This window comes from Methanobacterium sp., assembly GCA_012838205.1.
Lineage (GTDB): Archaea > Methanobacteriota > Methanobacteria > Methanobacteriales > Methanobacteriaceae > Methanobacterium.
The window spans coordinates 56076-79018 of sequence record DUPR01000065.1 but is presented as its reverse complement, the minus strand read 5'-3'; the positions used below and the strand labels follow the sequence as shown (position 1 = coordinate 79018).

Annotated in this window: 18 protein-coding genes, 2 tRNA genes and 1 pseudogene; 8 read left to right on the top strand and 13 right to left on the bottom strand. The window is 37.3% G+C overall.

Features of this window, described 5'->3' with window-relative positions; translation table 11 throughout:
- Positions 1-16: 16 nt before the first annotated feature.
- The 4 genes from GXZ72_09525 to GXZ72_09510 all read right to left on the bottom strand — a co-directional run bounded on the left by GXZ72_09525 (position 17) and on the right by GXZ72_09510 (position 5244).
- Positions 17-1387 carry a DHH family phosphoesterase gene (locus GXZ72_09525; protein HHT19781.1) on the bottom strand — a complete coding sequence of 457 codons (1371 nt, stop codon included), beginning with the start codon at positions 1385-1387 and terminating at the stop codon, positions 17-19.
- A 1092-nt stretch (positions 1388-2479) separates the two neighbouring features.
- Complete coding sequence (locus GXZ72_09520) at positions 2480-2881, bottom strand: 30S ribosomal protein S15 (GenBank protein HHT19780.1); 402 nt, start codon at positions 2879-2881, stop codon at positions 2480-2482.
- A gap of 76 nt (positions 2882-2957) precedes the next feature.
- Complete coding sequence (locus GXZ72_09515; GenBank protein ID HHT19779.1) at positions 2958-3524, bottom strand: XTP/dITP diphosphatase; 567 nt, start codon at positions 3522-3524, stop codon at positions 2958-2960.
- Positions 3525-3591: 67 nt separating this feature from the next.
- Complete coding sequence (locus GXZ72_09510) at positions 3592-5244, bottom strand: bifunctional N(6)-L-threonylcarbamoyladenine synthase/serine/threonine protein kinase (protein ID HHT19778.1); 1653 nt, start codon at positions 5242-5244, stop codon at positions 3592-3594.
- 204 nt (positions 5245-5448) lie between these two features.
- Here GXZ72_09510 and GXZ72_09505 point away from each other — a divergent pair, with 204 nt between their 5' ends.
- Positions 5449-6516: a TIGR00303 family protein gene (locus GXZ72_09505; GenBank protein HHT19777.1), complete on the top strand. Its 1068-nt coding sequence runs from the start codon at positions 5449-5451 to the stop codon at positions 6514-6516.
- Between the two features lie 38 nt (positions 6517-6554).
- Positions 6555-7283, top strand: a complete 729-nt coding sequence (locus tag GXZ72_09500) for a cyclase family protein (protein HHT19776.1) — start codon at positions 6555-6557, stop codon at positions 7281-7283.
- 25 nt (positions 7284-7308) lie between these two features.
- Here the strand turns inward: GXZ72_09500 and GXZ72_09495 are convergent, their stop codons facing one another.
- Positions 7309-8148 (bottom strand): undecaprenyl-diphosphate phosphatase, encoded by an 840-nt coding sequence (locus GXZ72_09495; GenBank protein HHT19775.1) that lies wholly within the window; start codon positions 8146-8148, stop codon positions 7309-7311.
- A 312-nt stretch (positions 8149-8460) separates the two neighbouring features.
- A complete protein-coding gene (locus GXZ72_09490; protein HHT19774.1) occupies positions 8461-9384 on the bottom strand; it encodes a branched-chain amino acid transaminase in 924 nt (307 codons plus the stop codon).
- Positions 9385-10219: 835 nt separating this feature from the next.
- Between GXZ72_09490 and GXZ72_09485 the strand changes: the two genes are divergently transcribed.
- Together GXZ72_09485 and GXZ72_09480 are read left to right on the top strand one after the other, a co-directional pair.
- A tRNA-Val gene (locus tag GXZ72_09485) sits at positions 10220-10291 on the top strand.
- 76 nt (positions 10292-10367) lie between these two features.
- Positions 10368-10439, top strand: a tRNA-Val gene (locus tag GXZ72_09480).
- 197 nt (positions 10440-10636) lie between these two features.
- Here the strand turns inward: GXZ72_09480 and GXZ72_09475 are convergent.
- Positions 10637-11488: pseudogene (locus tag GXZ72_09475) on the bottom strand (restriction endonuclease).
- Between the two features lie 131 nt (positions 11489-11619).
- Between GXZ72_09475 and surE the strand changes: the two are divergent.
- Complete coding sequence (gene surE, locus GXZ72_09470; protein HHT19773.1) at positions 11620-12396, top strand: 5'/3'-nucleotidase SurE; 777 nt, start codon at positions 11620-11622, stop codon at positions 12394-12396.
- A 196-nt stretch (positions 12397-12592) separates the two neighbouring features.
- Positions 12593-12901, top strand: coding sequence for a DUF2098 family protein (locus GXZ72_09465; GenBank protein HHT19772.1), 309 nt, complete (start codon positions 12593-12595; stop codon positions 12899-12901).
- A 257-nt stretch (positions 12902-13158) separates the two neighbouring features.
- Here GXZ72_09465 and GXZ72_09460 read toward each other — a convergent pair whose 3' ends face one another.
- From GXZ72_09460 to GXZ72_09445, 4 genes are all read right to left on the bottom strand, one after another.
- The gene (locus GXZ72_09460; GenBank protein HHT19771.1) at positions 13159-14151 is read right to left on the bottom strand and encodes a methanogenesis marker 12 protein; all 993 of its coding nucleotides are present in this window, start codon (positions 14149-14151) and stop codon (positions 13159-13161) included.
- 90 nt (positions 14152-14241) lie between these two features.
- Entirely contained in the window at positions 14242-15228 is a 987-nt protein-coding gene (ilvC, locus tag GXZ72_09455; GenBank protein HHT19770.1) for a ketol-acid reductoisomerase, read from the bottom strand.
- A 252-nt stretch (positions 15229-15480) separates the two neighbouring features.
- Entirely contained in the window at positions 15481-16029 is a 549-nt protein-coding gene (gene ilvN / locus GXZ72_09450; GenBank protein HHT19769.1) for an acetolactate synthase small subunit, read from the bottom strand.
- On the bottom strand, positions 15983-17719 hold the full coding sequence (locus GXZ72_09445) for an acetolactate synthase large subunit (GenBank protein ID HHT19768.1): 1737 nt from the start codon (positions 17717-17719) through the stop codon (positions 15983-15985). The genes ilvN and GXZ72_09445 overlap by 47 nt, the downstream gene beginning before the upstream one ends.
- 233 nt (positions 17720-17952) lie before the next feature.
- Here GXZ72_09445 and purD point away from each other — a divergent pair, with 233 nt between their 5' ends.
- Both purD and argF read left to right on the top strand, forming a co-directional pair.
- Positions 17953-19263, top strand: a complete 1311-nt coding sequence (purD, locus tag GXZ72_09440) for a phosphoribosylamine--glycine ligase (GenBank protein HHT19767.1) — start codon at positions 17953-17955, stop codon at positions 19261-19263.
- Between the two features lie 423 nt (positions 19264-19686).
- Entirely contained in the window at positions 19687-20589 is a 903-nt protein-coding gene (argF, locus tag GXZ72_09435) for an ornithine carbamoyltransferase (protein HHT19766.1), read from the top strand.
- Between the two features lie 87 nt (positions 20590-20676).
- Here the strand turns inward: argF and GXZ72_09430 are convergent, their stop codons facing one another.
- Entirely contained in the window at positions 20677-22371 is a 1695-nt protein-coding gene (locus GXZ72_09430; protein ID HHT19765.1) for an arginine--tRNA ligase, read from the bottom strand.
- Positions 22372-22452: 81 nt separating this feature from the next.
- Positions 22453-22878, bottom strand: coding sequence for a signal peptidase I (locus GXZ72_09425; protein HHT19764.1), 426 nt, complete (start codon positions 22876-22878; stop codon positions 22453-22455).
- Positions 22879-22943 lie beyond the last annotated feature (65 nt).

Sequence of the window (22943 nt, the reverse complement as noted above, 5' to 3'; positions counted from 1 at the left end):
TTTTATAGGTTTATTTTCAGTTGATTTGTGTACTAATTATGTCATTTACCAGATTTTTAAAATTTTCTAAATCGCGATAGGGGATTACTGCGCCGGCTGCAATATTATGCCCACCTCCGGCTCCGTTGAAGCTTTTCGCGGCCTGTTCAAGAGCAAATCCTAAGTTTACTCCCTTACTTGTCATTTTCAGGGTTGTACGGCCTGAAATTTTTACTTGGTCGTGCATCCGTGAAAGGGTTACAACTGGCTTGAATGGGTTTAAAATCTCTAAATCAATACCTAACGTTGCTAAAGTACCCATAATCTTCTTTTTTTCCTTATCTTCAGTGTAAATGTATTGGACATTGTCCATCTCTTGCGAACCTTCCCTTTTGATCCAACTTACTCCTTTAATAAGGGAATCATGGTATTTTTTTAGAAATTCTACTCCTTCTTGTATAGCAGACTTCCTGTCACCTAGACAAATACTTAAACCAACAGCATGTTTTTTGTTTTTTCCACAAGCATCCAGTATTTCTGCATATTTTTCCAAATTCCTGAGTGCAGGATCTTCTTTGGGAACACTATATACTTGGCCAAATATTTGAGGATTCAAATCAACTAAACGCTCTTTGAGAAAGTCTTTCTCTTCATTGGCCAAGTCAGTGAATTTCACACCATAAGAGATGCCTATTTTCTCTAAAAAACTCTGACTTCCCTCAAGATCTCCTGAAATCCCTGGAATGGCTGGTTGAAATGTATGAGCCAGAGATTTATAAAGTGGTTCTACTTTAGAAGCGATTTTCAAGTCTTCTTGTTCTTCTACCACTCCCGATTCAGTGGCTTCAGCGAGTATGGTTTGGTTAATTCCACGAAAACCATCAGAGTATTGCATATCTCCAAATGCTCCTACAAGGGCTAATCCTGCCAATTCCACTTTTTTTAGTGGGCGTACAGTGAGATATGTTACTCCAGATGCGCTTACATCTCGTGTTCCGTCCATTCCAAATAGGTGGGGGTTTACATGCACCAAGTTTTCCATGCCATCGCCAGTATCATCCATGGTCTGGTGGTGATCGGCAATTATGGCGTGTCCTTTGAGTTTGCCGATTTTTTCCACATAGCCACTGCCCATGTCACAGAAAAAGAAGAGTTGATATTTTTCCTTGGCAAGATTTTCTAGAACTTTGTCTTTTAGACGAGGTACTAGTGAAACATGAAATTTTCCCCCTTCCTCGGCGATAGCGTTGCAAATAACACCAGCAGCCGATATTCCATCTGAATCATTGTGGGAAATCACTCTTACCACATGATCTTTATCCAAATGCTCTTTCAGCAATTTAGATGCTTCTTCAGCCCGATTTAACAAGTTGTTTTGTTGATGTGAACCATTACTTGATTTTGACATATTAATTTCCTATTTCAGTATTACTATTAGTGTTATAAAATTGAATCATTAACATTCTATATTGTTTGGAATTTTCATATTAATCTTCTGGTTTCTTTGAATTTTCATTTATTTTTGTTAAACTTTTGTTCACGTTCACTGTTGGGAGGATGGGTTGTACTTTTACTGATTGCAATTTAAAATAACTATTATTTTTTTAAGGAACTGGGTATTTCATACCCCTCCCATTTCAAATAAGTGAAATATCACCCTATTTAGAATTAATAAAAGTTTTCACAATCATTAAACACCTTTTTTTATACATCATCGTATAATGGTTTTTTACATGGTTTACAATTATATAACAAATCCATACTACTACTTATGAAAAACACATAGAAAAACCCAAAGTCGTTGGAGAGCAAAATTAACCCATCATGAATTTGAAGAGATAAATAAGTTTATAGAAGCTGAAAAATATCTTAGCATTCCTGATTTCCTACGAAAAGTTGTTTGAGATAAAATTAAGCCATTAAGGGTATTAAAGTGAGAGATGTTCCTTACAACACAGTTTAGAAAGAAATTTTAGGTTATTACTCTTATTTTTTTGAAGCTCACGATTATCAAGTTGGCTATGATCTTGAGTTGATTATGAGCTTGTTTGTCAAATTGTTAATGAACTAGAAAAAGAAGGACGTTGAGGAGCAGGTTAATTGCGATATATACAGATTAAGTGATGATATTAAAGTTGCACCAGCATTGGTGATACAAGGAGAATTAAAGATCAAATCGGTATCGCTAAATCAGGCAGTTATAATTCCTTAAGGGTATCTTGAAAGATAACCTGTCGTATTGCTAAGAAGCTGTAAGCATCAATTTACTGCTTTTCACCAGTGTATTTGTTTGTAAGAAGATAATAGTAGCACTGTGCTAAAACTAATCCAACTCATGAATATTGAACTTTGAAAAGCGCAGTGCCCACTGAAAGGTTCTCTGTAGTCTAACAACGTACCTGAAGCAGTAAAACGATTAGCTAATTGTTTCAAACTAGACTTATATTATAATCAATTCTATTGGTTTTTCATTTTTTAATTAAAAATTTTTGGTCTAATTTTACTTAACAAGCAGTGCTGCTTGCTTTGGTTCGTATTTCCATCCTTCGGGGAGAACTTTTTCATTGGTGTAGTATCTTACCAGTCTTCTGATTCTAGATTCGACTAATTGCAGTCCTCTTCTGGTGTGCAAGTCTTTAGGATTTTCTTTGAGATGTTCTCTAATGTTAACCGCTTTTCTGATCAGATTCATCAGATCTTCTGGGTATTCTTCAGTCTGACCATGTTTTTCTAAAATATGGGTAATCTTCATTCCGGTTACACTTTTGACATCTGGGATTCCATACTGGTCTCTTAGAATTACTCCTATGACACTGGATGATTTTCCTTCTTTTCTCAGTTTTAAAATTATTTCTTCAATTTCTTCGGTTGAATATTCAACCCATCCTGGTTTTTCTACCATTTAATCACCTCAATAAATCATTAACTATTTGATTTTGCTATCACGCTAATCTATGGTTTGTTTAGGACAGTTTAGATTAATCTTTCTTGCTTGTGAAATCTCGGTACCAATTGGCAAATCTTTCCAGTGAACGCCGACGATGTGAGATCTCATTTTTCTGTTCTAATGTGAGTTCTCCAAATGTCTGATCATAACATTCAGGTTTGAAAAGTGGATCATATGCAAATCCTTCTTTTCCTTTTTCATGATGTACTATATGTCCACCGACTACGCCTAAAAAAATCTCGGGCTCGGTTTTGGGCGTTGCAAACCCAACTACCGACCTGAACTCAGCGTAACGGTCTTGAACATTTTTCATCAGTTTTAAAATACCTTCATTACCCAGTGTACTCTGAACGTAGGATGAATATGTTCCTGGAAACCATTCTAGTGCCCTTATGAACAATCCTGCATCTTCTACAATGACAGGGGTTTTCAATTTATTGGCAGCATATGTTGCTCCATAGCAGGCAACATCTGTCAGTTTTCCCTGGATTTCAGGGTAACCCAAATCAACATGTTCCAGTTTGATATCAAATTGCTGGAATATTCCTTGGGCTTCTTTTACTTTGTGTTGATTACCAGTTATAAAGGTTACCTTCATTTTCTAACTCCAGAATAATGTAAAAAATATAAGTTATAACTTATAAGTTATAATTACATATTTGCCTCTAAGATGTATACCTTCCTCTACTTTCAATTTCTTCGATTTTAGCTACAATTTTTTTATAATCATCTGCTCCCTGGTAACCTTCAAGTATGGAATTGAAACATTCCTGACTTATATCATGATGTATTCCGTTAATTGCTTTTTTAAAGACCAACAAGTCCACACCTTTATCTTCAACAAGATTGGAGTTTTTTCCCAACCCAAAGTCAATAAACACTATATCTGCCTCTTGATGGTTTTCTCTATTTCTTTGTATGATGTTACTGGTTGTAAGATCACCATGAATTATCCCACAGTTATGAAGACGAGCCACGTTTACTCCAATACTCTTAGAAATGGCTAGTATTTCCGAAATTTCTAGTTTATTTTTTCCACTAAAAAGTTCCTTTACATCCTTTCCTTTAACTTTTTCCAGAATAATGGTGCTGTTTTCCTCATCTACATGGTAAACCAGGGGAGTGATTACCCCACACCTTTTGGATTCACCTAGAAGTTTAGCTTCTTTGCGGGTACGCTTTTTTCGGAGGTATTGGTCAATTTCCTTTATTCTATAACCTTTAGGTATTCTTTTTTTAGAAAGAACCTCTTCTTCAAGATATTGATCTTGGTATATGTTGGCTTCTGCTCCCTTAGCCATTATTTCAGGGGGGAGTTGAAGTTTTTGACTAGATTTTTCCATCCACGGAACATCAACTTCATCAGTACGGTAACGTTGAATTACTTTGCTATTGCCAATGTTTTGTTTAATTCCATGTTGATGCATTATCATACCAAGCCAAGCAATCATTGCTCCGTTATCACCACAGTACTTCATTTCAGGCATGAAAAAATCAGCGTAATGTTCTTGAGCCATGATATTTAGCATTTCACGAAGCCTCTTGTTGGCAGCCACCCCTCCAACTAATAGAACTTCTCTTTTCTTTGAATGTGCTAATGCACGTTCTGTAACTTCGACTAGCATTGAAAAGGAGGTTTCTTGTAAACTGTAGCACAAATCTTCTAAAGCGGCACCAGATTCGAACTTACGAACAGCAGCAGTGAGTAATCCGGAAAATGAGAGGTCCATTCCCTTCACAGTGTATGGTAATTTCAAGTAATTTCCTGATTTGCGAGCTAACTCTTCTATTTTAGGACCTCCAGGATGTCCCAGTCCAACAGTTCTGGCAAACTGATCTAAACAGTTTCCTATGGCAATGTCTAGGGTTTCTCCAAAAATTTGATAACGCCCAGCATCAAAGGCAATAACTTGTGTGTTACCTCCACTAACATAAAGAGTTAATGGGTCCTGACAACCCGTTGTCAATCTTCCTATCTCTACATGGCCAATGCAATGGTTAACCCCAATTAGGGGAACGTCCAATGAAAGTGCCAAGCTACGTGCTGCAGTGGCCACTGTGCGCAGTGCAGGCCCTAGACCAGGGCCACGTGCAAATGCCACTAAATCAACATCTTCTATAGTTAACCCAGATTCTTCTAAGGTTTGTGTAATAAGTGGAACTAAATTTTCAGCATGATGTTCTGCTGCTTCACGGGGATGTATACCGCCTTTCCCTGGAATAAGGGCTTTACCTTTGGAAGCAAGGATAGTTCCTTCAGAATTTACGATACCCACACCAGTTTTTTCTGCAGTTCCTTCTAATCCAACACAAATCAAGCAGATCACCTCTATATCAACCGAAAAATCGAAAGATTAACAATAAGGACCAATATGTATTTGATCATTCATATCATATTTTTTTAAACTTCTTATGCAGTGAATTATTGTTAGTTCAACCAATTTATTTTTATATATCATCTCATCCTATCCTTTTATTATATGGGTTGAGTTTCTATCATAACCTAAAGTTGGACTGATAACATGGACCAAGCTATAAAAAGTTACGGATCACAGAAAATTATCCCTAAATTACAGAATAGCGATACACTATTTATATGCGTGATTGCTTCTACATTAACATCACGAATACCAGGAATAACCGGTGCTGGTGCTTCTCCTGAGCTCACTGATTACACACCAGCAGCTGATGCAGAGTTGATTGTACATGGTGAACCCCGATGCCTACCCGAGATACCTCAAACACTTGTGGATGGTCAAGCAGCACCCACACCCGCAGTAATAACGAAAGCATCTTTAGAATTGTCGAAAATCCCATTTTTGATTGCAGATGCAGGGGCAGCGATTAAACCAAATGTACCATATATTAATATAAATCATAAAGAGGGACAAAGCATTTCTACAGGAAACGCGGTTGAAAATCCTGAAGAAATATATAATAAAGGTAAAATCTTGGGTGAAACTCTATCGAAACTTACCAGTCATTTGATAATTGGTGAAAGCACACCGGCAGGTACTACTACCGCCTTAGGTGTTTTGGCAGCCATGGGTTATGATGTTTGGGGTAAGTTAAGTGGTAGCACTCCTGAAAACCCCCACACACTAAAACGCCAAACTGTAGAAAAAGGGCTAGAAGCTTCCGGATTAAGTGATCAACTTCCACTAGATCCTTTTCAGGCCGTGCAAGCGTTGGGAGATCCAATGATTCCTGCTGTAGCTGGCATTACTGCTGGAAGTACTGTACCAGTGACGTTAGCCGGAGGCACCCAGATGACAGCTGTGTGTGCATTCCTCAAAGAAGCTTTACCTGATTTTTCCTTTGATGATGTCTGCATTACCACAACAATTTTCGTGGCTACCGATGAAACTTCAGACATACACTACATTACCAAACAAATTGCACCAATTAACATATTTGCAGTTGACCCTGGATTCGGAAAATCCGAAAATCTTGGTCTTAAAAATTATGTGAATGGCGCAGTAAAGGAGGGTGCCGGGGCTGGCGGGGCAATGTTAGCCGCAAATCTTAAAGGAGTTTCTATCGAAGAAATAAGAATTAAAACAGAGGAGTTATGTAAACAAATTTTTTAACTTTTCATTGTGGATGATGAAATTATAATAGGGGAATTATGAATCGAAAAAAGAATCTTTCCAAAAGGTATAAATACATACGACTTTCTTACACTCTAAATTCTAACAGCCCACTCCACCCTGATCTTCAAAAACCACAAATAACTCCTCAAAATCAGATTTTAACAGGAGATAATTATAATACTTCCATTATCACGGTAGAAAATCATTCAGGAACCCATGTTGACGCACCTGCTCATTTTCTTAAGGATGGAAAGATTATATCGGACTATGATCCTGATGAATTAGTTTTTCACAATCCAATCATTTTGGACTGTCCAAAAAACCAGGATGAATTGATAAATAAGCAAGATATCTCTTATTTATTAAGTAAAAAAGATTTAATTGAAGATATTGACTGTTTATTCCTTCGCACTGGCTTTGGAACATATCATGATGAAAATCCTGAAAAATATTCAACACAAAATCCTGGAATTTCTCCAGAAGCGGTTTTTCATCTTCGTTGCCAACTTCCAAACCTAGCTTGTCTGGGTATTGACTCAATATCCATGTCTCGTTATGGTAGAATGAAAGAGTCTATAGAAGTTCATAAGAATGCGTTTATGAAGGAAGTCAATTTAGGAAAACCCCTGGTTTTAGTCGAGGATCTAGATCTACGTGTTGTGGGGGAAAAAACTGAATTGGAAAAAGTCTTGGTTGTACCCTGGCAAGTTGGCAACATCGACAGTGCTCCCTGCACTGTTCTGGCCCAAATTACTCAATATTAATCAAGAAAAAAGAATAGATATGGGTTTATTTCCAGAACAGGGGTATTAAAAGGGTCAGTGTTCCAACTATCCAGCAGTAGTATGAGAAAATCACGAGGCTGTGCTTTTGGATGTAACCCATCATGAATTTAACAGCCAAATAACTGAATATTGCGGATGACAGAAAACCACATATTAAAACACCAATGTTTGAGTCAAAACTTACAATATCTTTGATTTGAATTAGTGCAGCACCTAATATTGCAGGTATGGATAATATAAAACTATATCGCGCAGCTAATTTTCTTTCAAGCCCTAAAAATAGGCTTGCTGCAATTGTGGATCCAGAACGTGATATTCCTGGTGCTATGGCAAATCCCTGGAATAGGCCTATGATCAGGGAATTAGTAAACGAAACTTCTTTTATCTTTTTTCCTTTTTTTCCCTTATTTTTCTGTGCAATCCATTCTGCTGACCATAATATTACTCCAGTTATAAGTAGGAAGAACCCAACGGCTGTCAAGGAGTTGAAAAGAATTTCAAACTGATTTTTTAACAGAACACCCATAAGCCCAGCAGGGATCGTGCCCACAAAAACCAGCCAAGTCAATCTTTTAAATGGGTCATTTTTCACGCCATCTTTGAAATTACCACGAAAAAGATCTTTTAAACTAGAAAAAAAGGCTTTGATCATTGCTAAAATGTCTTTCCAAAAGTATCCTACTACTGCTACTAATGTACCAACATGTAAGAGGGTGTCGAATGCCAAACTGGATTTTGCTCCCAGTAACTCTGGCAAAATCACCAAGTGTGCAGAACTACTAACTGGTAGAAATTCAGTTAAACCCTGAACCATGCCCATTATTATTGCTTGAATGATATCCATAAAGAATTTCTCCTAATTTAAATTAATTGTAATTTTTTATAATGATTTATACATTTTAATGAACTATTCGCGATAGTTCACATGTTTTCAGCTAGTCAAAGTAATAATAGTTATAAGTTATAAGTTTTAAGTTATAATTTTTTTGAAATAATTGACTTATATTTATTCCCTCCTACAATTTTTAACACAAATTACAATCCAGCAACAAAATTTCAATAAATTGCCCCTAGAATTGAATTTAAAAAACATTAACTAAGTGGAGATCAACTATTTCAAACGAAAAAATAAGTGTTTGAAACAGTTAGTAAATTATTATTCAATATAGGTTAGCCAGTTATGTGTATCTGCTGTGTTTCCCTCTAATATTGCAAAAAAACTTTCCTGGAGTTTCTTGGTAATTTCTCCCCTTGAACCACTACCAACCATTATTCGGTCCACAGATCGTATAGGGGTCACTTCAGCGGCAGTTCCTGTTAAGAAGATTTCATCAGCAATATAAAGCATTTCTCGGGGAATTTCTTCCTCTCGAACTTCTAAATCTATTTCACTGGCCAAAGTGATAATGGAATTTCTGGTTATTCCATCCAGCAATGAAGAAGACCGAGGTGGGGTGTACAGAATTCCATCTTTCACTAGAAAAATGTTTTCTCCACTTCCTTCACTCACCATTCCATGATAATCCAGCATAATTGCTTCATCATAATTATTGGAAACTGCCTCCATCTTCGCCAACTGACTGTTCATATAGTTGGAACCAGCTTTGGCCATGTTAGGCATTGTATTAGGGGCCATACGACGCCAAGTGGACACACCAACATCTACACCATGTTCAAGGGCTTCTTCCCCCAAATATTTTCCCCAAGCCCAAACTGCTATGAGGCACTCCACGGGGCAATTCAAGGGATATACTCCAAGTTCAGCGTAGCCTCTGAATATCGCAGGGCGGATGTAACATGCATCCAGTTTATTGATCTTGATGGTATCAATGATGGCTTTGCAGAAATCTTCTTGAGTGTATGGGATTTCCATCCGATAGATTTTGGCGGAATTATATAGACGAGTCACATGTTCCTGTAAACGGAACACTGCTGGGCCTTGCATTGTCTTATAACATCTTATTCCTTCAAAAACACTGGATCCGTAGTGTACTACATGTGATAATGCGTGAACTTGCGCATCTTTCCAATTAACGAATTCTCCATTGAACCATATTTTTCCTGAGTCGTCAAAGGCCATGATATCCCTCATAAAATTAAGTGATCTTTCCAGAATTTATTAGGTTGAACTACTTATTAAATTGTTTTTCCACACAAGAATTAGGTACTTAAATATTTATACTGTTCTTATTGAAGTAGTACGTGTTGGAATTAAGTGGTAATATTTAATTTTTATATAAATAACTATAATTAGTGGGGTTATGGCTGTTTAAACTAAAAAGATTTCAATGCAACTTTTTTATTTTTTTCCAAAAATGGATTTTAAATCTACCACTACCTTGGGCATTGCTCTGAGCCAAGCCTTAGTGAGAACGTTATCCATAAGTTCAAAACAAAAAGAAATCTTCATGATCAGATATACTATATTATAATGTTTTAAGACGATTTAACGATAGATTTAAGGATCATGACATTGAAACATCTCATGATTTTTTGAAATCCTTGGCAATGGATTTGCACGAGTTTTGCAATGTTAATTATAAAATCATTCACCTAATACAGGGGATGAAAGTAAACCTTCAAAACCGAATACGAAAGATTACTTATTTTCATATTTCATCCATCAAGTGTTCATCTTGATAAATGTCAGTACAGACAGACATATATCGTGGTTATCTAGATAACCCACGAAACTCTAACAATTTTAAATATCAAATTATTTTTAATAAACAAGTAATTCCCGCGTAACATATTGTGGTGGAATGGGGATTATTTTTTGGAAGGTAATGCTTATAGAAAGAAAAACATCAAATTCATGTAAATTTCTAAACTTTATCATACATCATTTACTTTCAGTTCCACAACTTGGAAAACTTTATATAATCTACCAGTCAAACCATGGAAGTGCTAACCATGGGCCGGTGGTCTAGGGGTATGATACCTCGCTTACAACGAGGTGATCAGGAGTTCGAATCTCCTCCGGCCCACTTTTAAAACCATCAATTAGCCTTTCTTTGTTATTATAATATTCTAAATCTTCTTTAGATCATTTCAAATCCCATAGGGCCGGTGGTCTAGGGGTATGATACCTCGCTCACACCGAGGTGATCAGGAGTTCGAATCTCCTCCGGCCCATTGAATATTTTTATTACTATTTTTCATGGGCCATGTTGGAGATTAGAAGTTGCCATAATTAAATTATATGTTACTGGGTTTGGATTAAGAATGGTATTGGACTTATTCATTTATTTAGCACATATTTCACTATCTCTGGGAATGTTCAGAATAAATTTGTTAATTTATTGTAATGGCGTAATGGCAGATTATATTTTTTAAAAGAATACAATAACCAGAACGTAGATCACCAATACTACAAAGAAGACGATGGTGCCTTTGGTTAAAATAGTGTTTAAATCCCGATCTGATAGGAGTACCAACCCATATGAGAGTGCTGCTGCGGTTAGTATTTTGTAAATCCCTAATGTGGCTGCATTTGTTCCTATGAAATAAGTTATCAATGATGACAGAAAATAGACGATAATAATTAAAGACACAGTGTTAGTAAGTAGGGGTTTTATTCCTGGGCTTGGCAATGAAAGGGTTTCAGACAATGATCCTCTTCTTTTGGCCCTATTTAAAGTAACTTTGCTCCTACTAAAAAAACTAGATGAAGTTGGACTTGTTTTGGGAAATGATGAGGAAGTTTTTGAGGAGGGCTTGTAAATTTCTGTTACTCCACTTGCATCAGAATCATCATCTTGGTCATATACTTCAGCACCACTATATTCATTTTTCTGAGCTGAGAATTTCTTGGCTAAAACCATTAAACCATCTTTATCTATGGTTTTAATATTTCTACGGCTTGCATAGTTAATGGCGCTGTTGGTGAAGTATGAAGTCGTCACTACCACTATTTTTGAAGCCTTAAGGGTTTTTGCAACCATTTCCATTTCTTTCAAAACATCTAATCCAACTTCCCATCTATCATCATAGTTTTTACATGAAACCACAACTCCTATATCGCCTAAAACAGTGGGAAGAACTCCATATATGTCTATGATATGTCGAGAAGTCTGAAAGTTCCGGTAAACCTTAAAGCCAGATTCCTCCATTACCCTTGCCATGAAATTTATTAATCTGTTTTTATCCAATTACCCCACCTTCGAACAGGGATGATTTAACATCAAATCATAATTTCAATATCTATTACATTATACTAATTGTTTTCTACTTCTTTATACTTAAAACTGTTCCCATACGTAATCAGAAAGAATCACGCAAACTATTTAGAGGTGAAGATATATAATCTGCCTCTATGACTATTCTTCTAACTAATGATGATGGGGTTAACTCATCTGGGATAATGGCGGCTAAAAATGCCGCTGAAAATCTAGGTAAAACTATTGTAGTCGCACCTGCAACCCAGCAAAGTGGAATTGGCCATGCTTTAACCCTTTTTGAACCGGTTAGAGTTACCAGCACAAACATGGCTGATGGAACGGAAGCGCATATGGTTTCTGGAACCCCAACTGATGCGGTGATTATCGGGATATATCAAATTGCTAACAAAAAACCAGACCTGGTTATTTCTGGAATAAATATCGGGGAAAATCTAGGCAAATCTGAACTTACAACTTCAGGAACTATAGGTGCTGCTATGGAAGCCGCAGTTCATGGAATTCCTGCCCTTTCAGTCTCCATACAAGTAACTCGTGGCGATATCAAGTTCCATGATGGTCATGTGGATATTGATTTTTCACATGCTGAAAAACTAACTGAACGAGTAGCTAGGATGATACTGGAAAAAGGTTTACCTAAAGGAGTTGATTTTTTAAACCTCAACATTCCCTCAAAACCACAGAATGATAAGATCAGACTCACACGGTTAGGTGAGAGAATGTACCGAATACATATCAAGGAACGCTTGGATCCTCGGGGAAGGCCATATTATTGGATTGACGGTGATCCTGTGGAGGATGATCAAAAAGACACTGATGTGCACACTTTAAAACGGGAAAGATGTGCCACACTAACTCCGATTTCTTTAGACGCCACTTCTTCCTTGGATTTAATGCAGAAATGGATGGAATAATACTTTTTTGATAACAATTTTTACCCCTTTAAAACTTTTAATTTGTACCTCAATCATATCTGTATTGGCACTGGTTATCAAAAATATCATTTATTTCCTAATCCCAAAATTTATTTCTAAGAATATTCAATAATTATTAGCTACATATAAAAAAGTCTATAAATCAAAAGTTTGAATTCATTCCTAGAGGGATTTTATGGTTGCTCGTGATTATAGGAACAGGATAATAGAACAAGGATCTTTTGTTCAGTACGTTGGAACCAAAACAAGGGGGGTTGTTGATAAAATATCAACAAAAAACAGTGAAACATGGATTCGAATTAATTCTACGGGTCTTTTTTACCGTTCTGATTATTTGGTCTTGTTGGATCCAGAGGAGCAGCCCATTAAAAAATCAAAGATGACCAGTATTAAGGAAAAGGTAGTTCAATCTAAAAACTATCGTAAAATAGCTCCCACCGAGATATCTGATCATAATGATGGTCCAGGTTATGGTGGAGGATGAACAAGTTTTATAACAGAATTAAACTAGTTTTGAAGGATAATGCTTGTCTTTGTAAAAGTGCAATCCCCTTTCTACTGTAGAAATTATTATTCATTGAGTGATTGGATATATTTGCTTTCATCATTGTGGTTGCTGGATTTTTCTACTGTAGAATTTTATAATTGTTTTTTTTTAACAAACACAAAACATTGTTCTTCTACTGTAGAAAAAAAAGAAGAATTTCTTACTTTATTAACCTCTAATCAGTTTAATTAGGTTTATAATACTTTAATCCCAAGTATATCCTTAGCACCTTCATAAATAGCCTTTGCAATCTGGGCACTTCCAATCGAACCAGAAGTAGGGGGAATCATAACTACTTCGCCAATGTTTTCGATTTTATCTTTTAGATTACCGAAGAAATCAAATGGTTCGCGCATGGATCCCACTGAACCAGTAAGAACCACTCCCTCAATTTCATTATGTGCAACTCCTGCTAAGCCATATATTTCCATGGTGATGGTCATTAGCATTGTTTCCAAGGCCAGTTCAGCCTTATGATCCCCTCCTTGGTATTTTTTCAGAAGAACATCCTTTGCTTTGGCCACTTTTTCATCAATACCTGCTACTTTAACTGCACCCGCGCGCGAAAAACACTCATTCGCAGTTCGCACACCTTCATCTATGTCACGAATCATTTTTAAATCTAAAGGGCCATGTATTATGCCCATAGAGCCTAGGCACGCATCGACTGCTCCTTTGATAATCCCATTTTCAAGGAGAATGCTGACAGTGTTTGAACTAATATCTGACACAATAAAATTTTCATAACCAGTTTTTAGATGGGCATTGTAGCAAATACTTACCTTTTCAGCACTGGCGTGATGTGAATATGCTTCACGAAAAAGAGGATCCATAGAAGGAGTACCTTGGTGAAGGCCAGGTATCAATACAGTGGGGATGCTTGAGTTTTCAATTTCATCATAAACAGTTGTACCTCCTCCTGTAACCTTCCCTGCACCCTCTATTGAAAGAATACCTCTATCTTTAACCTTATTTAAGGGTGTTATCTTAGTTATTCCATCACCCATGGCATAAGTGATAGCCATTAATTTGATTTTTTCAGTTTCAATCCGCTGTGATAGTTCTGCTAGAGCAGAAACTTCTCCTGATGAGAGTTCATCCCTTCCAATCTTAAAATGAGTGATGTTATCTTCTAAAATCGTAAAAGAAACACCAGTTGTGCCATGGTCCATCCCCACAAATACCATTTAATTCACCAGCTGGGTAGGAAATTTTATTGTGTATTAGTTGATTATTTTCTAGAAAAAGAAAAATATAGGAATCCAAGGGAAAAATTTTTATTTTTCAAGACCGCAAAGTTTACGAAGTTTTTTTCCCTGTTTTTCAATTTCTAATTCGTTTTCAATGTCACGCATCCGATTCAGCTGCGGGCGACCGGCTTGGTTCTCAAGAGCCCATTCTTTGGCAAATTTGCCTGTTTGAATCTCTTTAAGTATTTGTTTCATTTCATTTCTAGATTTTTCAGTAATTATTCTATCTCTGCGGGTGAGTCCTCCGAATTCAGCGGTGTTACTCACATCATTCCACATACCAGCGAAGCCTTTTTGATAGATCAAGTCCACGATAAGTTTAAGTTCGTGGCAAGTTTCAAAGTAGGCCAGTTCTGGCTGGTAACCGCCTTCAACAAGGGTTTGAAACCCTGCTTTTATTAGTTCAGTGGCTCCTCCACATAGAACTGCTTGTTCACCAAAAAGATCAGTTTCAGTTTCTTCTTTAAATGTTGTTTCTAGGACTCCTGCACGAGTAAGGCCACTTCCCTGTCCCATGGCCAGGGCAACTTGTAGAGCATTTCCTGTGTAATCCTGTTCCACTGCTACCAGTCCAGGCACACCAAATCCATCTAAATACTGTTTGCGGACAGTCGAACCAGGCCCTTTGGGCGCTATCATGATTATGTCAACGTTTTTCGGTGGTTTTATATATTGAAAATGGATATTGTATCCGTGAGAGAAACTTATCGCGTTTCCCTGTTTAATCCCAGGTTGTATTGATTTTTTATATACTTGGCCTTGAATTTCATCAGGAATTAGTATATGAATTATATCAGCTTCTTTGGATGCTTCTTCCACAGTCATGACTGGCATATCATGTTCAATAGCCGTTTCCCAAGAGTCACCACCTTTACGGAGCCCTACAATAACATCTAATCCGCTTTCTGACATATTTCGTGATTGTGCCATTCCTTGGCTACCATATCCGATAACTGCCACGGTTTTATCTTTTAATACATCCATATCCACATCTTTTTCGTAGTAAATTTTCATATAATATCACCTCTTTCAAAAATTAAAGGGAAATACAATGGGGATAATAAAAAATTTTTCTGCCCAAACCTCTATGTAAATAGTAGATGAAGTCCATTAATAAAGTTTGTTTGATTTAACTTGGAAATCGAATCGAAAACATTTAAACGGCGTATTATTAAAAGGATTTAATATATTGGTTGGTTTCTTGTTTTTTTAATTGTTAGTTCTACCTAATCACATATGAGCGTAGGATAACAAGTGGAAAATCCCTTAAATAGTTTTTGAACCTCTTGATATAGCCGTTGGTCCTGTTCTAGCAACCTCTTTAACGCCAAAACTCTTTAATAGGTCTATCAGGGCATCTATCTTTTCTGGGGCACCAGTAATCTCCAAAGTCAGATTTTCAGGCCCCACATCTACTATTCTTCCCCTGAAGATGTTTGCATACTGAATAATTTCGGAACGGGCTCTTTCTGAGGTGGCATGTGTTTTGATCAAGCATAATTCCCGAGTCACAGTTACATCTGCATTCAAATCCCTAACTTTAATTACCTCAATGATCTTGTTGAGTTGTTTAGTTATCTGTTCTAGAACTTTATCATCACCAGTTGAAATAATGGTCATGCGGGCCAAACCTTCCTGTTCAGACGGCCCTACGGTGATACTGTCAATATTAAATCCTCTGCGGGTGAATAGGCCAGCAACACGTTGAAGCACACCTGGCCTGTGCATTACTATGGCGCTTATTATGTGACTTCTCAATTCGTCCACATTAATCACCTCCAGTTTCCTTGGCAGAAGATTTGTAGGGTATTTCATCAGAATTTCCCTTACCTATCTCGTCCTCTCCAATTATCTCTGTTAAACCACACCCTGGAGGAACCATGGGTAAAATCTCGTTGGGATCTATCATCACATCTATAAGACTTGGTTCTCCTGATTTTAAAGCTTCTTGAAGTGTTTCTTTCATTTCACCTGGACGTTCCACACGGTAAGCATTTACTCCAAATGCTTCAGCAAGTTTAACAAAGTCGGGCATAGCTTTGAGTTTAGTATGGGATATTCTCTCTTCATAGAAGAGTTTCTGCCACTGGAACACCATTCCCAAGTAGCGATTATCCATGACACAAACCACCACAGGTATATCATACTCCTTAACTGTGGCTAGATCCTGACACACCATTAAAAAGCCGCCATCTCCGCAGACTGCAACTACATCATTTTCAGGAATGGCAACTTTGGCCCCCATTGCCGCTGGGAAGCCGAAACCCATTGTACCCAAGCCTCCTGATGATATGAATTTTCGAGGATTTCTTGAAGTGAAATAATGGGCCATCCACATCTGGTTCTGGCCAACATCTGTAGTTACAATAGTTTCATCCGTCACTGCTTCTGAAATCTCTTTAATAACTTGTTGGGGTTTCAGTGGCATTTCTTCAAATGAGAGTCGAGGCATACATTTAGCACGGAAACTGCTCACATAATCTACCCAACTTTGGGTGTCACGGCTTTCACTCTGGGAGATCGCCCGAATTAGGTGTGAAAGTATTATTTTGGCGTCTCCTACAATTGGCAGATCTACTGGTATATTTTTTCCAATTTCTGCTGGATCAACATCAATGTGAATTAACTTGGCGTTAGGTGCGAATTTAGTCACATCACCAGTGGTACGGTCCGAAAACCTACAACCCACAGCAATAAGGCAATCACACTCGTTGACCATCATGTTTGAGACTTTCCGTCCGTGCATTCCCAGCATTCCCAATGACAATGGATGATCCTCTGGGAAACTACTTTTACCCATTAGTGTGGTGGTAACTGGTGCTCCAATCAATTCGGACAAATGTTTAAGTTCTTCAGATGAGTTAGAATGTATTACTCCACCACCAGCAAGTATAACTGGTTTTTTACAGTTAAGTATCATCTCTGATGCCTTTTTCACCTGAAGGGGATGTCCTTTTTTAGTTGGCTTATAACCGGGAAGGTCAATGGTTATGCTTTCCGGATATTCTAATTCTCCTTCTTGAACATCTTTAGGTAGATCAACCACGACGGGGCCGGGTCTTCCAGTTCTGGCTATGTAAAATGAAGACCTAATCATTTCAGGTATTTCAGATGGTTTCATCGCCTGGTAACTATGTTTACTGATGGGCATGGTTATGCCGATAGTGTCAACTTCCTGAAAGGCATCATTACCAATTAATGGAGTTCCTACTTGTCCAGCAAGGGCCACTATGGGGGCTGAATCCATGTAAGCCGTGGCTATACCTGTCACCAGGTTTGTAGCACCAGGACCGGAGGTGCCTATGCAGACACCTACTTTACCGGAAGCCCGAGCATAACCATCTGCTGCATGGGCTGCGCACTGTTCGTGCCTTACCAATACATGTTTAAGGTCAGAATCGTAGATTACATCGTACAAGGGGAGTAAGACTCCTCCAGGATATCCGAAGACTACGTCCACTCCTTCATCAGTTAATGACTTGATTATGGCTTGACTGCCCTTCATATTAACACCGAATTGTGTTTATAATTCAAAAATCATGATTTTCACAATAAAAACATGACTTAATTTATCATATGCCGATTTTAATTTTCATGGTATATGTATTTTTTAGTATTTTTGTGTTTGATATCTTCAACTTTTTTATTTATTGAATTGATCTTATGACACATGAAAAAGACAGGAATATATGTGGTGTGAAATTAAAGATGTTTACTCAAGATACATGGAGGATTAATATGAAGATTCTAGTGGTAGGAACTGGAGCAAGGGAACACGCAATTTGCCAAGCATTGCATGAAGAAGCCGACCTTTATTCTTTAATGAGCAATCAAAACCCAGGTATTGCTCGTATATCTCAATTTAAAATTGGTAGTGAGATGGATATTCAAGGAGTCAAAAAATATGCTTTAGACTCAAAGGTTGACATGGCTGTAATAGGGCCTGAAGCTCCTTTAGAACATGGGATTGTGGATGCTCTTCAAGAAGCAGGAATTCCTTGTGTTGGTCCCACACAAGAAGCTGCCAAGATAGAAACCGACAAGGCTTTTATGAGAAACCTTTTTGTTAAACATAAAGTTCCTGGATCAATAGCATTTGGGGTTTTTGACAATGTAAGGGATGCTGAAGATTTTATCGACGATTTTGGAAAGGATGTGGTGGTAAAACCTGTGGGGCTAACTGGTGGTAAAGGCGTAAAAATAGTGGGAGAACACTTAAAAAATTTAACAGACGCAAAATCTTATGCTAAAGATATTATAGACAACAAAATTGGGGGACATGCCAGTGTAGTTATTGAAGAACGTCTGGTGGGTGAAGAATTCACTGTACAAGCCTTAGTGGACGGTGAAAATTTAGTGCCAATGCCTGCAGTTCAAGACCACCCCCATGCCTTTGAAGGAGATCAGGGGCCTATAACTGGTGGAATGGGTTCTTACTCCGAAACCAATGGTTTGTTGCCTTTTTTGGATCAGAAAAGTTATGATGCATCGGTTGAAGTGATGGAAAAAACTGTTAAGGCAGTCAAAAATGAAGTTGGGCCTTATAAGGGCGTTCTTTATGGTCAATTCATGCTTTGCAGTGATGGGCCACGTTTAGTAGAGTATAATGCACGTTTCGGTGATCCAGAGGCCATGAATGTTCTACCCATCTTGGAAACTAGCTTATTAGGACTTTTTCAAGGCGTGATTGATGGAAATATTAAAAAAGCTAAATTCAAGCCTGAAGCTACCGTATGTAAGTATTTAGTGCCTAATGGATATCCTGATAGTGGGAAAGCGGGTCAACTTGTCCATGTAGATGAAGAAAAAATAGAAGCAGAAGGTGGCATGGTATTCTATGCCGCAGTTAATCAAAGAAATAACGAAGTTCTAACTACAAGTTCCAGAGCTTTGGCTGTGGTAACTACTGCAAATGACTTGCAAGATGCAGAAGAACGATGTGAAAGGGCCACCAAACACGTGCACGGGGATTTGTATCATCGAAGTGACGTGGGAACTAAACAACTCATTGAGAAACGTATTCAGCATATGATTGAAATAAAAAAATAAAATAAGTTCCATAAAAACAAGCATTTATCTATTTGGATGAATTCATACCAGATCTAAAGAATATCTGCTACTATACAATACATTAAACCCCAAAAAACAACTTACCTATGGAAATTCCCCTAAAAAATAATAGTTAAAACTAAGAAAAGTTCCATATCGGTTTCAAAGGAAATTCTATCAAATTTCGTGAATTATGGGATCGTTACCTTGAAAAAAATCATTAGAATACTAAAAAAACCACAACATGAAAAACAACTTCAATTATCAGAAGAATAATAGTAGTCTAAATAGGCATGAAAATTAATTATGGGGTTTCACAAAATTTAAGTAAAAGCATTCCCAGATAGTTCAATTTCAATGATGCCCAGAATTCATATTTAATCAATTCGATGTAAAAAAATATAATAAATTAGGGATGAATCTATGATGCACCTTTTATCAGCATTAGATGCTCGTAACAATGTATGGGACATAATTTCAGAAGCTAAGGAGTTTAAACACGGAAATATTTCAAAAAAACCATTAAAAAATAAATCACTGGCCATGGTTTTTGAAAAAGCTTCTACTCGAACGCGAATGTCCTTTGAAGTGGGTATGTATCAATTAGGGGGGCAACCGCTCTATTTGTCTGCTTCTGATCTTCAATTAGGTCGAGGAGAACTAATTGAGGACACGGCCAAGGCAATGAGTCGTTACGTTGATGGGGTCATGATCAGGGCACATAAACATGATGATGTTCTTCAATTTGCAAGATATTCTGACGTACCAGTCATTAACGGGTTAACTAATCTAGAACATCCTTGCCAAGCTTTTACAGATATTTTCACCATTAATGAACAAAAAAATACCCTTGACCTTCATATGACATTTATGGGTGATGGGAACAATGTCTGTAATTCTTTATTATTGGCTGCGGCCATGGTAGGCATGGATGTCACTGTAGCATGTCCTAGCAACTATGAACCAGATCCAATTATTTTTAAGGACGCCAAGAAAGTAGCCAAAAAAACCGGTTCAGTACTAAAGATCACCGGTGATGTTCAAGACGCGGTAAAAGGTACAGATGTGATATATACAGATGTGTGGGTAAGTATGGGCGATGAATCTGAAGAATCACAACGATTAGGTGATTTAAAGGATTATCAAGTTAACCAGGATATTTTAAACTTGGCGCATCCTGATGCAATAGTTTTGCACTGCCTACCTGCTGTTCGTGATCAGGAAATAACTGAAGAAGTATTAAACGGACCCCAATCTGCTGTGTGGGATCAAGCTGAAAACCGCTTGCACGTTCAAAAAGCCATTATGAACTGGCTTATGGGGTAAATATATTTTTAATAAATAGAAAAAGTAATTAGAAAAAAACCAATACATTACAAGAAATCATATTTACATAGCTACCTTCAATACTAATTACATTGAATCTGGTGATTCTATTCCTAATAAATCTAGGCAATTTCTGATGGTTATTCTGGATTTATCAACTAATAATAATCTTAAGATTTCTTTTTCAGAACCAATTACTGGCACGGATTTGTAGAATTTGTTGAAAGCTCCCGCCATTTCCATGGCGTATTGGGCTATTGGATGGACTCTAAGGTCTTTTGCTGAATTTTCCACAATACTCGTGAATTTAGCAATGGTTTTAAGGAGGTCAATTTCCAGTGTATTAAGATCAGAAAAATCCAGTGTATCGATTTCTACTGATAATTTGTCTTTTGCTGATGCATTTTCCAATAATTTGCATGCTCTAGCATGTGCATATTGTATGGATGCACATCCTCTCTCAAAGCTCAATGCTTCATCCCATTTAAACACTAAATGTTTTTCTGGAGATAATCGGGCTATAAAGTAACGTATAGCTCCAATACCTATTTTTTCGGCGATTTCTTTAGATAGAGATTCGTTTAATTCTGGCCTTCTATCTTCTAATTCACTTTGCGCCCTTGCGAATGCTTCATCCATTAACTGATCCACGCTGATAAATACTCCTTTCCTAGTGGACATAGATCCTTCAGGGAGAGTAATGAACTCATAAAAAATTACTTCTGGTGTTTTCCCTCCCAAAAATTCCAATGCAATTGTAAGTTGATCAATAGCCAGCTTATGGTCAGAACCAAGAACATCTACCACCCAATCCGCTTGTTCAGATTTTTGGAGGTGATAAGCGAGATCTCGGGTGGTGTAAAGAGAAGTTCCATCTGAACGGGTGAGAATTAGTTCTTTTTCAATACCATAATCTGTAAGATCTAGGTAACTCACATCGTTATGGCTAATATGATCTTTCAGATTTTCCATAATTAGGTTCACCGAACCATCCCTGATAAACTGACTTTCCCAAACGAAACGGTCGTGGGTGATCTGAAGGCGATGTGATGTTTCTTTCACTCCTTCCAAACACTTGTTAACCACGTTTTTAAACATGAATTCCAATTTTTCCGGGTTTTCTTCTTCATAAGTTCTTAGAATCGCACTTACCTGATTTTTAACATCAGGATCTGCTTTTAATTCCTGGTTAACCTCGAAATAAAGTTTACCTATAGCTATATCTGATTTTTCATCAGGATTCAGATGGTAATCCAAGTTTTGAAGGCCCCATACGATCATTGCAATCTGTCGCCCCATATCATTCACGTAGTATTGTGTTTCTACTTGGAAACCAGCTGCTTTAAGGATACGGGCCAAAGAATCACCAATTATTGCATTACGAATGTGGCCTATGTGTAAAGGGCCGTTAGGATTGGCAGAAGTGTGTTCAAGAATCACTTTAGTGTTTTTATCTTCAAGTGAACCATAATTTTCTTGTACAGATTTTAAAACCAACTTAAAAAAAGTTTCATTATCTAAAAAGAAGTTTAGATATGGGCCTATGGATTCTACCTTTTTGAATGGAGATTCTACATTCAATACTTCTTTAATTCGCTTTGCAATGTCAACTGGGGAACTTTTTCGCTGGCTTGCTATTTGGAATGCCACTGAAGTGGCCAGATCACCCATATTGGGATTGGGGGGTTGTTCAAATGCGATATCTTCAATTACTTCCCATTCTAGGGATTTCAATGCCTTTTCAACTGAATTACGGGCATTTTTTTCCAGAATTCTGTACATAACTTCACCTTAATGAGCTTAAATTCATGTAATAATAAGTTACTCTTTAGAATAAATTATCAAAAATTATGTCTCTGTGGATTAAAGTCCACGAATTAATAGGGTGATATAACCTATTTTAGGGATCACCAGTGGATGGTTCCCAATTGTAATTACTTTAGCTTTAACTTGGGCTCCTGAAACTAGTGCAGGGTCTGCATTAGAGTTATTATCTCCTTTGGTAATATAATATTTTTTTCCATCTGAACCTTGTTTTATTCCAACAATTCGATGAATAACCGGTTCTGCAAACCAAGTAGCATCATATATTATAATGTCTCCTATTTTAAGATCTTCGGCATCCATCTCACTGAAACCCATGAAGTTTGTTTTTTCAATTATCACCACATCTCCACGATAGAAGACCGGTTCCATGCTCCCAGATACCACTACGTTAAGGTGTTGTGCCAGAATTAATCCCAAAAGTATTATGGCAAGGTAACTAATTATTTCTCGCTCTGTAGCAATATCATTTTCTTCAGAGTAGTTTGAATTTTCATCAACCTTTCTTTGGCTTCCTGAACGCCTTTTGA